Source organism: Pseudoalteromonas byunsanensis (assembly GCF_001854475.1).
In the GTDB taxonomy this organism is placed as follows: domain Bacteria; phylum Pseudomonadota; class Gammaproteobacteria; order Enterobacterales; family Alteromonadaceae; genus Pseudoalteromonas; species Pseudoalteromonas byunsanensis.
On record NZ_MNAN01000035.1, the window covers coordinates 290,196 to 303,623 of the forward strand.

The window sequence follows — 13,428 nt, forward strand, 5'->3', positions numbered from 1 at the left end:
GGCAGCACGAACGTGCTGATATCGGAGCGACTAGTTTAACTTGTTTGGCCCTGTTCGAACCAAATCTTTACCATTATCAAACACTTCCTGAGTAACCCAACGACCCAGTAATAATTGATGATTATCATCTAGCACGGCAACAAATGGACGACCATCACTATTATTGGTTGCCAACGCAACACCAGCTGCGTTTTTTATTCCTAAACCACCATTATCGACTAGACGTAAAAACGACTCTAACGCTTCTAAAGTATCAATCACTTTGTTATCGTCAATCATGCTTCATACTCTGTTACAACTACATGCCCATAGAATATCAGTTTTGAGAAAACGAAAGAAGACTGTAAAAGAATAACTATCGCCTAAGCAATAGTTTTCAAAAATAGCTTCGCCTCTCTCATCACCATCATGACAGTATCGAGCTTTCGGTTAAAAAAGCCCGATATCATCTACCTACTTAACGTAATAGAATAATGTATCTTGCTCTGAACCACTGTACACTTCATGGTTGTAAGGCCATACATCAAACCTAACGCTGTGCTGGTACAAAGACGCACCATTACGCAGGTAACTGTCTCCTCGCGTGGTTGATTTTACACTCATAATAATCAGTGAATAATCCAACCCAGATAGACTGCAGCCGGTTCCCTCATGATGCCATAATGCAGCAGTATCATAAGAAACAAGCGGTTGTGTCAGGTCATTGTTTTGTTTTACAGCAATACAATTGGCGTTGTACAACTTACTTTTACTAATTTGCGAAACCTTAGCGTGCTCATCAATGAACATCATTCCCTCTGTCATATTATTACGAACGGCTTGCCATTGTTCGTTGGGTAATACACCGACTTCGGCTTGGGTGACAGGTGATGTGTGTACGATAGTTTCCAATCCATCGGTATGATGCGCAACTAGAGTCCAACCGCCACCATTTGTGGTCATATCACAGTGTGCGTAAAACGGCGCTATGCCACCATCACCATCAGGGTCAATGAGATATGTACCTGAACTGGCATTGGCGTTTTGCTGCAAAATACTAGCGCAAGTAATGCCATTCACAGGCTCTGGCTCTTCTGGTGGGGTTACAGGTCCGCCACTGGTTACGAAACCACCATAATATTCAAGCTCCGACAAGACGCGATAATTGTGCCCGTGTGTATTGTGAATTTTCAATCTAACATACTTGCCAATCGCCGGTTGTGTCAGTTCCACAGTTTGATCGTAGCTTCTTGCTAGCGAGAAAGATTCATGATCAATAAAGTTGATGTTGTCGTCCGATACTTGCAACGTTACATCTTTCACGCCCATACCTAGATCCGCCGCACTCTTATGCACCATCACTCTAAATGCGCTAATGTATGCACGTTTTTCAAACGCCACCTGTAACCAATGCTCCTGCGCAACGGTGGTTAACCACACACCCCTTTTAATCTTGCCGTAAGTCGCATCGGTATTAACAAGCGTTGAGAGATTATAACCATCAAACGCACCCGAGGCGCTGTCCAATGAATAGCTGTGGCTGGTTGTGTATGACGACTCAGTCAAACCATTCGATCCCACAAGGGCTATGTTGCCATATTGACCCGTTGTTTCACCCGGTTCTACGCCAAATGTACTCGATGTCTCAAGACGCAGCGCCATTGTATCTTTACCATAGTGAGTGATGTCTTGGGCAAATAACTGATTTTTCAAATTAAGGATAGCCACTGCTTCTAACCAGTGTGCTGTTTCAGCGTCTTTTGACTGCTCTTCTTGCACCAACAACTTGCCACTGATAGTTTGAAAACCTTCCTGATTAATCGCCTGCTGAGTTAGATTGTAGGCTAGGTTTTCATTTGTAATCCCATTGTTGTTATCTTTATAGACAGCTAGATAACCAATTGATTCTTCAGCATGGACACTGCCGGACTCCTGCACATCAAGGCTAGCCCCAAAAGTTAACTTTGAGAGACTAGATACACGTAAAGCATAAGCATCAGCTCGATTTTGCGTTTGCCCATTTAATAAAATATGAGGCGCATGTACAAAGCTTTCATTAAAAAATTGATGCGTAGTGCCACTTTTTAAAGTGAACTCTCCTGCTTCCCAAATACTGCCATCTTGTAGTTGGTGACGACCTTTTTCAACCACCAAGAAAGAGACATACTCAGCGCCATGAACTCCATCAAGGTAAGGCCACTCCTTAAATTGAACATCAAAGCTGCTGTCTGTTACATTGGATATAGATACCACTCCTGGCTCACTATCATTTAATGTGGGAACTGAAGCAAAAACAACTGGATCTGTATAACCATTGATGGCTATGGTTGTTTTTGAATCTGTTACCTCTACATTTTCAATTAGCGTTAATGAGTAGGCATTAGATGAAATCACTGCACCTGCGCACAGTGCTATTGCTCTTAATACATTTCTTTGCATTTTATTTCCTTTATTTTTGCCTTAAAGCAGGACCATTACGCCAGCGATAGGTACACAGGTCAATATACTGTTGCTAATTTTCGCACAAAAATACAATGTAATATGATTGCCAAAGACAGGGCAACTATATTTAATTGCATTATCAAAAGCTATTAAATATAGTTGCATATAGACAATAGAGTGGGAAGATAATAATGATTGCTGTACTGACGGGAGATCTGGTTAACTCCAGCAAAATGCTTAATGAAATACACACGGACGCCATCACCACAATTCAAGGCCTATTACAGAGTATAAATGAGCAGCACGGCGCCACTGGCGAGATATATCGTGGTGATGAGTTTCAAATACAATTTCCAAATGCTATTCACGCCATTACCTGTACGATACTGATAAAATTAGCGCTGCACTTTAAAACACGATCTGATAAGCCTGTCCTGTGCACTTTGTCCCTTGCCTATGGCGAACAGCCACTATCAGGTAAGCAACCAACTATTTCAACAGGGCCCGTTTTTATTGAATCCGGAAGAGGGCTCGCCAACACCCCTCGGGGGGAGATTTCCGTCAGCTTTGGTCACAACAATACTAGCGAAATGAGATTACTGACGCAGTTCCTAAGTCACCAATTGAACAAGCTCACAAAAACTCAAGCAGAGTTATTATACATCTACATCACAAACCACTTTGCAGAGCATCAAAAAATTGCTGAAATAACAAAAACCTCACGACAAAATATTAGTAATCGACTCAGCAGTATTGGCGCTACCTTGATACGCGACTACATTGCTGTGATAAACCAGCGAGTTACAAAAGCTAAAGGAAAAGACGATGGACTTACTACTACTGTTAATTAGCGCACATTTTGTCGGCGACTTTTACCTGCAACCAACAGCGTGGGTGATGTGTAGAAATACCCGCCATATAAAGTCCGCTGGTTTATGGAAGCACTTTTTGGTTCATCTTGCGCTTAACACTTTGGTTTTCTTGCTAGCTGATTTTTCATTTTGGCAGGCAAGCATCGCTGTAATGATCATTGCTTTTTCACACTTATTAATGGATTACATTAAGTCTCATCTAAACAATAGCCTACGTACTTTTTTGCTAGATCAAGGTGTACATCTTGTGATTATCTGTTTGGTATGGATCTATTTATCTGAATATTCCTTATCGCAAATCCAATCATTTCTTAGCAGCTTTATCAGTAACAAAAATATTATCATAGGCCTTGCCTACTTACTGGCATGTAAACCCGCTTCAATAATTATTGCATTAGCATTAAAAAAGCATACGGATAGCTTAACAGCCTCAGCTCAGCAACACGCAAATTCAGGCAGCCACGTAACGCACGAGCCTATCAATATTGGTTTAATCTCGGCAGGTGCTTGGATTGGCTATATCGAGCGTTGTTTAGCAATTTCCTTTATCTTTATGGGGCAATTTGCTGGGATCGGCTTTTTAGTGGCGGCCAAAACCATATTCAGATTTGGTGATTTGACCAAGAACAAGGATATGAAACTCACCGAATATATGATGCTAGGCACCCTATTTAGTTACGCTATCGCACTATTTATTGGTTGGCATGCACTGCGCTTATATCAGCTATTTCCCTAAGTTTTCATAGCCACACTCAGTGAAAAACGCCTGCACAGTAACGTAGGGTTTGATAACTTATGTAACAATTAACATACCAAATAAAATGGTCTCATCTCATCGCTATTGCTAAATTGGATCATATAAAATATCGAGTTTAAGCATGTTTTGACACGGAAAAATTATAAATAATAAGGCGATACTATGAACTTCAAACGCATGTTGCTTGTTGTAACATTGGCATTACTAGCCACTCAACCGCTATTTGCCAAAAACCAGCCTAACTACGCCACTAGTAAACTTAATGACCAAGTATATGTAATCACCCAAATATGGAACGGCAATAACAACGGCAACGCAGGCGTTGTAATTGGCCCTAATGGCGTCATGTTAATCGGCTCTTTGATGGCAAGCAGCGCCCCCTATCTCGCTCAGGAAATCAAAAAACTGACTAACAAACCAATCAAGTTTGTTATTAACATCGATTCAGATCCATACAATCATCATGCTAACCAATACTTTGCAGAGCAAGGGGCGACCATCATTGCCCATGAAAATATGCGTTATGAAAAAGCCTATACCGAGTTGCTATTCAAACAGCAAATATCTATTGCCATGGGAAATGAAACCGTCACCGCATATCACTCTCCTACTCATCAACTTAACCATATTGATGTACACCTTGAAAACAGCAATGTGATTTTTATGAGTGATGGATTTAAGGGACATTGGTTAACTCCACATGGTCCCAATGGGTTAAAAGGAGTACTAGAAAGCTTTGATAAAGCGCTTGAACTGGCAAATGATAAAACCATCATAGTTACAGGTAATACTTCAAAAAACCCAACGCACTATGTTAGAGATAAGGCGACACTGATTAAGGTAAAACAACTGCACATAGATTTTACTGAACGTGTCGGCACTCTATATCAAAAAGGAATGACTGCTGAGCAAATTGCTCAAGATGACGTAATCAATATTCTGTTAAAAAACTTTAGCGCATATTCCACAGCCAAACGCTGGATCCCAGATGAAATTGCGATGCTTTTAGAATCCGACTTTATCCAACCTTACCCACTTACCCATGCCCAGTTAATGAACTATACGGGTAACTATTTACTTGATGATGGTACTAAGGTTGAAGTTTTGCTTGAAGGCAACCGCTTATTTGCGCGCTCCCCCGGTTCATTTATGTTCGAACTTACTGCCCAGTCTAAAGAGGTGTTTGACTTTAAAGCGGTACAAGGGAAAAACCAGATCCGCTTTAACTTCTCACAGGCAGGTCACATTCAAAGCCTCACCACCGAGTTGGAAGACAACGGCTGGTGGGCAAGCAGGATAAAAGCTGGTACACATATAAAACAACTATAAATCAACCAGTAAATAATAGCAGGCATTAAGCTTGCTATTATTGAATCACTTCCATTGTCTGCTATCTTTTTTAAGTACATTGTTTTCAAATAACTATAGATGATACTTTCCAAACTCCGCTGTTCTTACTTGCTCTTCATGTCCGCTTCAATGCTGACTTTTTCTGCTGCGTCACAAGATGATGTCTTTGAGTCGCTTTTTGAGATGTCGCTGGAAGAACTGCTAAACACTCCGGTGATCACCGCCTCAAAACAAGCAGAGTCATTGCGAAACTCCAACGCCAGTATATCGGTTATTTCTCGCCAGCAAATAGAACAATTCGGCGCACACAGCCTCTACGAAATTTTAGAGCGCATCGTCTCAGTCAATAGCAATTATGGTGTACTCACTGCAATTACCACGCGAGGCAGTAAACCTTGGACAGGACTATTACAGCACCTAGGGCTGCTCAATGGCAGACCTTTTGGCAACCTCTCTGGTGCCCATAACTTATACTCTTCAATAGCACTGTCTTCGATTGAGCGCATTGAGTATATCCGTGGTCCGGGATCTGTTTTGTATGGCACAAACGCCTATCAGGGCGTGTTCAATATTATTACCCGACAGAGCAAACATGATGGTTGGCAAGCCAATCAAAGCATTACTGTTGGCAGCTTTGATTCACAAATTATCGATGCCAGTTATCTATATAAAAATGGTGATTTATCCACCGCAATCAATGTACTGTACTCAGATATAGGTGGCTGGGATGCCGTTACAACCGATCCAACAACAAACAACACATTCAGTAAAAAAGCATTTCAAGAAGAAAAAACACTGCACTTGGACGTAAACTACAAAACCCTTTCTCTGTCACACTTTAGAAGTGTGCAACAGAAGTTCGCTAACTTTTGGGATGCACCACAAGCGAACTATATTCCTTGGTCAAAACTTCATCCATCCACTTTCACCAACCTAACTCATCAATATCAATTTGATGATAATTGGCAATTAGATAGCCACTATACGAATATCAAAAAAGTGATGGAATGGAGCAGTGAAGGTATTGCAGATAGCTTTATACGCATAAAATCACCACTCAATATCAGACTATTGGAATTTAATGTAAGCGGTGATTTATCTGATAATACCTCGCTGTTGGTGGGCGCGTATCATGAGCATCGCAGAGTATATGATGCCTCGACTATTCCCGACGCCAAAGAGCGCTATGCCAGCATTTATGCACAAATTAAGTACGCAGTCACGCCCAAGTTGAGTGTAGAACTGGGTGGACAATATGTAACTTCGCTCAAACTCATCAATAACATTGATAATCAGTCAGATTTTGTACCAAGACTTGGACTGACTTATCACTTGGATGACGCATGGACCGTAAAGCTTCGTCATGCAAAGGCGTTTCGCCATCCATCGTCAGGCGAGCGCACAATTGAAACGCCAGGGATCCAAAAAGGAACCCCTGATCTTAGCTCTGAAACCATTAACACCACAGAAGCACAATTTTTTTATCAAACCAACGAACAGCTTTTCATTACAACCATATATAAAAGCGAAGAGCATGATTTGATCCTACTCAGACCCTCAGATGACCCTGACTTTGCATTGGAGAACAAAAACAGTGGTGAAATTTCGTCATATGGTATTGAGTTGGAATATAAGCATCAATTAACTGCTCACTGGTATGCAGAAATGTCTGCCACCCACCAGCGCAATGAAGATAAACAAGGCACAAAAAATATTAATTTATCTCCTAACAACAGCTTTAAGCTTGGTTTGAGCTACGATGATTCACTTTGGCAATTTGGTATGTATCTACTGAGTTACTCTAAATATCACGACAACATTTCATTTGACCCAAACCGAAAGCTTGTGAATCCACCAGCTAATGGTTATGACTGGTTAACGTTTAAGGCAAGCCGCAAATTTACCGTTAACACCGACAACCAACTCACTGTGTCACTGGAAATTAAAAACCTATTAGATGAAGCTGTTTATCAGCCTAATGATACTCCCGTGTTTTATCCCATTAATACCCTGCCTGCACGCGAAGGCTTAGGAGCGTTTTTGTCACTGAATTACAAGTACTAATACACGTCTATGCGTTACTCAACAAGCTGCATATTATGCTAATAAGTTGATAATACTCATCATACTCTGAGAAAATGATTTATTCGCTTGCGTTGCAAGGGTTAATTGCGCTTGCTGTAACGTATCACTTTTTACCTTGCGAGAAATATCTGCTGCATAATCAGCATCTGTAATACGCTGATGTGCAGAACTCAGATATTCATGCTGATTGATTTGATTACGATGTACATGTGCTAGCGCATTGATTTTCGAACCGATATCTGCGCGAAATTGACCGACTGTTGCGATTGCTTTGTCGATGGTCTCAATGAACCCTTGTGCATCCCCAGAGCTTGCCACAACGAAATCCTCTAAGCCTAAACTGTGAGCACTTGCTTCAATATCATCAAAAATTACATAACCATTTTCACCGACGGCCAAATCTTTTACGGTCACCACCATAGGCCCATCCGTCTCCCTAGAAACTGATGGCGCAACAACAGGCTCAGTAGGCGGCTCAGGTTCTGGAGGCGGCTCGGGTTGTGGCAACTCAGCAATTTCATCCCAGCTTGCAGTAATATCAAAACGGCCATTGCCAATAACCGACAGCAAAAGGTGCTCAGTGACCACATCGAAATGCAGCTCTTCATAGCGATTATTTTGCGCAATATTACCATCTCCTGAATAAGTAAATTGCATGTCGCGTATCACACGACTATTTCGTGCAGGTAAATTAAAGCGGCCTCCGTCAAACAACAAACTATTGTCATAGCTTTCATCTCCCGTATAGCCATTTGCTGGGGTAAACAAATTTCTCTCAACAACATTCTGAACCGCACTCAGATCGCTACCCACTAAGTGCTCACCATTGGCAGAAAAAATTGCAATATCATCATTTGCGCCATGATCGTACAAATAGATCCGCACATTCTTTGACCCTTCAGGGATCAAACCAAAAGAAATATATCCTGAACTCCTATCTGTAGCCGTTACACCGTTTGTAAGAACACGATCTAACGTGTCGACATTCTCTATGGGCGGCGGTGGAGGCGGCGGCGGAGGTGGTTCTGGCGGCAGTACTACTGGCGGGGGCTCTTTAACAGAAAGTAACGGCTTTTTGCCGAAGACTTCTGTTTGCTCAGCTAATTGGTCAATCGCTTGAATGTTTGCCTTAATTTCTTGATCCAAGCTTGCTCTATCGGCATCACTGTAACTTTCATTTGCCGCTTGCAGCAGCAACGTACGTATTCTTTGTAGATGCTCTGATACCCCCCCTAAAGCCGAGTCTGCCACTTGACCATAGCTAATACCATCATTGATATTCTTTTGTACCTGCTCTTTTACCTTAAGTTGTGTTTGAAGCCGATTACTTAACTGTAAGCCTGCTGCATCATCTTTTGCTGAATTTATTCTTTTTCCGCTACTAAGTGCTTGTGATAATCCTCTTTGTTCATCCGTCAACTTATTAGCTGCAAATTGGTGCCTGCTCAAAAATCCATTTATTGATAACATTCCACTGTACCGATATAACTTTCACATTCATCAGCAATTCTTGTACCAATTTAGGGTAATTGCATTTTTATCAACTTTCCTTGTAAATTTTCATGGTCTGTAGAAATAATGGCCTTCATTGTTTTAACTTTGTGTAAATGAATAGTGGCTATGGCAATGAGTACGTTTTTTTGACGCGGCAAGTAAAAGTATTATTGCCGCTTGAATGAACACCCCAATATTTACAATAACCTCATAATTTAGGCTTGTATTAACAAATAGTCAGGGTATCGTATAGCACAAATGTAAGTCACGTCTCTCAGTTGGAATTCAGATGCGTAAACTGTTGTTACTATTATTGTGTTTATCAGCCCCCACAATGGCCTATCAAGTTCAGCCAATGATTGTCGATCTCGCGTCTCATGGTAAAAAGTCGTTAGTGACCTATCGACTACAGAATCCAAGTGATAGCCCGCTACCCATTGAAATAGAAGTCTATAAACGTACTTTCGATGACAAACAAAAAGAGATCTTAGTACGCGCAGAAGAAGATTTTATTGTTCTGCCGCCACAAATAGAAGTACCAGCCAATGGTCATCAGGTGTTTCGTGCAAAGTATTTAGGCTCGCCGGAACTAAAACAGACTCATTCCTATCGCATTGTGTTTAAGCAACTGCCACTGCCCGGTGATGAAGAAAAATCAGGGGTAAAGATGGTGTTTAATTTCGCAACCTTGGTATTTGTCAGCCCTGATGGACTAGCTGCTCAGCCAAACGCTAGAGTAAGCTGTGAAAAACTTGCAGACTGTAAATTGACGATCAGCAATGATGGTGCACGAGTACTCGACCTTTCTGGCTTTGCATATCACTTTCATCAAGGGAATACGGTTATTAATTGGGCTCAGTTCCAAAGTGTTACGTCTGGTCGTTTTATAATGCCAGGCCACTCTATGGTGATAGATTTGCAGTCTTTACTCGCTGACAAGCCAACCAAAAGTGTAACGCTTATCAACCTATTCGATAAAAAGTAACCGTTAAACGATGTTGAAAATAGCTGTTACCCGTAGGCCTGCTAGCTGGCAGTGTGCGCTATTGACACTGTTGTGGATGCTGACGCCCCGCGCGTATTGTGCTGTGTACGTCATGGACTTTCCGATCAGGCTAAATGCTATCGAGGTGGGGCAAGTTGCAGCCGCCGTGGATGGTTTAACCTTGCATTCTATTTCAGCAGCAGAGTTTAAACGAAACCTTGATTCAACCTTAAGTAAAGAAGTACTCGCGTGGTTAACCAGTAAAGGAGAGCAAGAAATCACGGTTGAGCAGTTCCAAGCTCAAGGGATATCACTGTCATTGCAACCTCAAGATCTCACCATTGAAATGTCGCTAAGTGAAGCGGCTATGGCCACAGATAGCCTATCTTATGGCAGAAAAAAACACTTTGAACTACCAAAAGGAGAAGCTAGCTGGGCGGTATTGAATAACTTCAATTTGAACCATGAGCGGAGCGATAATAATCAAAGCCACCACTCTCAGTTTGAGTGGCTGATTAATGGCAATGTTGGTGGCGGTGATGGCATCAATATGCGCAGTTCAATATTTTGGGAAAACGGTGATAACCTTGAAGAACAATTTTATCGTGGTGATATCGCGTTATTTTATGACAAGCCAGATATGCCCTTGCGAATGACCCTTGGTGATACTCAATCTAGCGCTCGCGGGCACCTGTCAGGCACCCAGCTCGCAGGGTTCGAAATACAAAAAGCCTACTCAAAATTGCAGCCACAGCGCAAAATCACTCCTGGGAATAGCCAACAGTTTGTGCTGCCACGCCCTGCGACGCTCGAAGTCTTCATCAATGATTTTTTGATATCTCGGCTCAAGCTACGCGCTGGGCGCTATGATTTAAATGACTTACCACTGACATCAGGTGTGAATAACATTCATATCGTCGCCACGTATGCAAACGGTGAAACACAACAGTTTAGCTTTACCACACATTACAACGCCAGATTGCTGGCCCAAGGGCTGAGTGATTATTCTCTCGCTATTGGCTACATCTCGTCAGTAGAAAATGGCCGTTACAATTATGATGATGACTTGTTGATATCCGGCAGCTACGAGTACGGCTTAACCGACCAATTGACGCTGGGCGTAAATGGAGCGGTTCATCCACTAGGACACGTACTAGGATCGGTTGCAACGCTAAATAACTTGCTTGGCAATATATCGTTTCGATATTCGCAAAGTAGCATGCAAGCACTACAGGAAAACACCATGAAGGGTTACGCCTATTCTATCGAAACGGAACACAGTATTTTTGGTCATGGTAACTATGGCTCACCAAACTTACGTTTAGGTTATGAAGTAAAAGATGAATTCACTAATACCCCGTGGCTGCAATTTAGTACAACGAATAGTAATAAAAGAGCCTTTGTAGATTACAGCTATATCATTGATGACAATCTAGACTTTAATCTCAACGCTTCACGCTCAATCGATAGTGAGTCTTTGGTGACTAAAAATATGGCGGCAGAGTTGAACCTGCGCTATGAAGGCTTTCGTGTTCGAGTTGGCTATAACCACAGTAAGAGCGAAGACCCTCGTGCGATATCTGAAAACCAGTTTGTGCTTAACTTCATCTGGAATGATTACAATCGCCACAATAATATTCGCGCCAGAGCGCAGTACAACAATCAAAGTAAAATAGCCAGTGCCAGCTACGGCAGAACCAACAACAACTTTGTTAATGACTACGGTTATGAGCTCAGAGCCGAAAAAGGCAGTGACTACAGACAAGAGCAGGTTAAAGCCAGTTATACCGGAGCCTTTTTTAGGGCTGATGTGGGAGCTAGTAACTATACTCGCTCACAGCAAAACAGCGAAACGGGTGCTAGCATCAACCTCTCTACCAGTCTAGGCGTGGCAGATGGGCACTTCGGCATGGGCGCAACCACAACGGCTCCCTTTGCTGTGGTGAGCAAGCATAAAACGCTAAAAGAGACAGACGTGCTGGTTAATGTTGACCATTTTGGTCGCGCACAAACAAAGCCAAGTCAAAATATTGGCGCATTAATTGACCTTGGCTCAGGCTATACAAACTATCAATTTAATATTGACGTACCTGAAGCTCCATTGGGCTACGACTGGGGGCCTGGGATGTATCAAATCACAGGAGGCGCAAATACAGGACATCATATTCAGGTTGGTTCTGAGCTCTCTTATACAGTTATTGGTACTTTAGTAGACATTCAAGGCACGCCGATTGCAATGCAACGTGGGCAAGTAATAAAACAACAAAATAGTGACGCTCGTGAAACCGCGCCGCTGAGTCGGGCATTTTTTACCAACCGAGTAGGTAGATTTGTAGTGGAAGGCATTAGTGTTGGCGAATATATCATTGAAATCAATGATATTAAAGGAAGCTTTCAGGTGGAAGATACAGAACAAAGGTTTATTACAATTGACACCATTACACTTGAGCGAAGTCACGCAAAAGGAGACTCAACTAAATGAAATTAAAAATTTTTGTTTTGTTTTTTGTGAGTTTTCTATTGTCTTCAAACCAAGCGTTGGCGAAGCACGGACGATGTTATGGAAATTTACTGGCCACCTCAGATCCTTCTGAAATCATAGAAGAGCACAGTGATCGCGTGTCAGTCTTTTTACCGTTAAAAATACAAGTTTCTGACATTCTACTGGACTGTGCCGATGAAATATGGGTCGAAGACACATACTACTATTCATTGGTATTTACAGGACCAACTGAATACAAATACCCAAGGCTGTTAGACTCGCAATTTAACACCATGTGGGCGCAAAATGGCATATGGCGCATACCACTAAGTGGTCGCACAACCCAGATGTGGGTAAGGTTAAGACACTATAGTCTGTTTCCCGCAGGAAACTATACCGGCAGCGTTAAAGTGTCTGTGGTGCGTAAAAACCGTGTGATCCAAGAACAATATTTAAATATGTCCTATTACTCCGAGCCACAGGTTGCCGTTTCTTTGGATAATGCCAGTAGAGGTAAGGTCTCGGGAAGCAATGGCCATTACCAAATCAATCTGGGAGAACTTGAAAGCAATATGCGCTTCTATTGGGGCATTAAAATTCTGAGCAATAGCTCTTATGACATTGTTTTAGACTCAGAATACAATGGCTTGCGTCATGAAACCGATACTCAAGCTCTTATCGATTACTCAATAAGCTTTGATAACGTCAAAATCTCGTCTTCTGAGCGGCTAATTCGTAGCTATAACTTTTTCCCTGGCGTCAGAAATAAGTGGTTTGGCTTCGAATTTATTTTAGGTAACACCGAATTAATGCCAGCAGGTTATTATCGCGATAATTTATCTCTGACCGTATACCCAAAATAACCAATTGAAAATAAAGAAATTAAAGATAAAACCACATTCAACAGGAAAATCCACCCGCAAAAAAGCACAACCTTGGCACAACCTTTGCATTATGTTTGAGAAATAGGTAACTAATACCT

At 41.9% G+C, this 13,428-nt stretch carries 10 protein-coding genes; 7 read left to right on the top strand and 3 right to left on the bottom strand.

Features of this window, described 5'->3' with window-relative positions; all coding sequences use genetic code 11:
* Positions 1 to 30: 30 nt before the first annotated feature.
* Both BIW53_RS17535 and BIW53_RS17540 read right to left on the bottom strand, forming a co-directional pair.
* Positions 31 to 279, bottom strand: a complete 249-nt coding sequence (locus BIW53_RS17535) for a hypothetical protein (RefSeq protein WP_070993314.1) — start codon at positions 277 to 279, stop codon at positions 31 to 33.
* Between the two features lie 174 nt (positions 280 to 453).
* Complete coding sequence (locus tag BIW53_RS17540) at positions 454 to 2,418, bottom strand: discoidin domain-containing protein (protein ID WP_070993315.1); 1,965 nt, start codon at positions 2,416 to 2,418, stop codon at positions 454 to 456.
* Between the two features lie 194 nt (positions 2,419 to 2,612).
* On the opposite strand from BIW53_RS17540, the gene BIW53_RS17545 reads away from it, so the two are divergent.
* The 4 genes from BIW53_RS17545 to BIW53_RS17560 all read left to right on the top strand — a co-directional run bounded on the left by BIW53_RS17545 (position 2,613) and on the right by BIW53_RS17560 (position 7,464).
* Positions 2,613 to 3,272: a hypothetical protein gene (locus tag BIW53_RS17545; RefSeq protein ID WP_070993316.1), complete on the top strand. Its 660-nt coding sequence runs from the start codon at positions 2,613 to 2,615 to the stop codon at positions 3,270 to 3,272.
* Entirely contained in the window at positions 3,247 to 4,029 is a 783-nt protein-coding gene (locus BIW53_RS17550; protein ID WP_070993317.1) for a DUF3307 domain-containing protein, read from the top strand. Before BIW53_RS17545 ends, BIW53_RS17550 begins: the two co-directional genes overlap by 26 nt.
* A 183-nt stretch (positions 4,030 to 4,212) precedes the next feature.
* Entirely contained in the window at positions 4,213 to 5,379 is a 1,167-nt protein-coding gene (locus BIW53_RS17555) for an MBL fold metallo-hydrolase (RefSeq protein ID WP_070993318.1), read from the top strand.
* Positions 5,380 to 5,529: 150 nt separating this feature from the next.
* Positions 5,530 to 7,464, top strand: a complete 1,935-nt coding sequence (locus BIW53_RS17560; RefSeq protein ID WP_070993319.1) for a TonB-dependent receptor plug domain-containing protein — start codon at positions 5,530 to 5,532, stop codon at positions 7,462 to 7,464.
* A gap of 33 nt (positions 7,465 to 7,497) precedes the next feature.
* Here the strand turns inward: BIW53_RS17560 and BIW53_RS17565 are convergent, their stop codons facing one another.
* Positions 7,498 to 8,955 carry a flagellin N-terminal helical domain-containing protein gene (locus tag BIW53_RS17565; protein ID WP_070993320.1) on the bottom strand — a complete coding sequence of 486 codons (1,458 nt, stop codon included), beginning with the start codon at positions 8,953 to 8,955 and terminating at the stop codon, positions 7,498 to 7,500.
* Positions 8,956 to 9,268: 313 nt separating this feature from the next.
* On the opposite strand from BIW53_RS17565, the gene BIW53_RS17570 reads away from it, so the two are divergent.
* The 3 genes from BIW53_RS17570 to BIW53_RS17580 all read left to right on the top strand — a co-directional run bounded on the left by BIW53_RS17570 (position 9,269) and on the right by BIW53_RS17580 (position 13,309).
* The gene (locus tag BIW53_RS17570; protein ID WP_070993321.1) at positions 9,269 to 9,964 is read left to right on the top strand and encodes a fimbrial biogenesis chaperone; all 696 of its coding nucleotides are present in this window, start codon (positions 9,269 to 9,271) and stop codon (positions 9,962 to 9,964) included.
* A 112-nt stretch (positions 9,965 to 10,076) separates the two neighbouring features.
* Positions 10,077 to 12,446: a fimbria/pilus outer membrane usher protein gene (locus BIW53_RS17575; protein ID WP_084228247.1), complete on the top strand. Its 2,370-nt coding sequence runs from the start codon at positions 10,077 to 10,079 to the stop codon at positions 12,444 to 12,446.
* Complete coding sequence (locus BIW53_RS17580) at positions 12,443 to 13,309, top strand: hypothetical protein (protein WP_070993323.1); 867 nt, start codon at positions 12,443 to 12,445, stop codon at positions 13,307 to 13,309. Before BIW53_RS17575 ends, BIW53_RS17580 begins: the two co-directional genes overlap by 4 nt.
* The last annotated feature ends 119 nt before the right edge of the window (positions 13,310 to 13,428 follow it).

Excerpts from the sequence above, each read along its gene's own strand:
- BIW53_RS17545 (WP_070993316.1), top strand. The coding sequence starts at position 2,613 with ATGATTGCTGTACTGACGGGAGATCTGGTTAACTCCAGCAAAATGCTT.
- BIW53_RS17570 (WP_070993321.1), top strand. The coding sequence starts at position 9,269 with ATGCGTAAACTGTTGTTACTATTATTGTGTTTATCAGCCCCCACAATG.
- BIW53_RS17575 (WP_084228247.1), top strand. The coding sequence starts at position 10,077 with ATGGACTTTCCGATCAGGCTAAATGCTATCGAGGTGGGGCAAGTTGCA.
- BIW53_RS17535 (WP_070993314.1), bottom strand. The coding sequence starts at position 279 with ATGATTGACGATAACAAAGTGATTGATACTTTAGAAGCGTTAGAGTCG.
- BIW53_RS17560 (WP_070993319.1), top strand. The coding sequence starts at position 5,530 with ATGCTGACTTTTTCTGCTGCGTCACAAGATGATGTCTTTGAGTCGCTT.
- BIW53_RS17550 (WP_070993317.1), top strand. The coding sequence starts at position 3,247 with ATGGACTTACTACTACTGTTAATTAGCGCACATTTTGTCGGCGACTTT.
- BIW53_RS17540 (WP_070993315.1), bottom strand. The coding sequence starts at position 2,418 with ATGCAAAGAAATGTATTAAGAGCAATAGCACTGTGCGCAGGTGCAGTG.
- BIW53_RS17565 (WP_070993320.1), bottom strand. The coding sequence starts at position 8,955 with ATGTTATCAATAAATGGATTTTTGAGCAGGCACCAATTTGCAGCTAAT.
- BIW53_RS17555 (WP_070993318.1), top strand. The coding sequence starts at position 4,213 with ATGAACTTCAAACGCATGTTGCTTGTTGTAACATTGGCATTACTAGCC.
- BIW53_RS17580 (WP_070993323.1), top strand. The coding sequence starts at position 12,443 with ATGAAATTAAAAATTTTTGTTTTGTTTTTTGTGAGTTTTCTATTGTCT.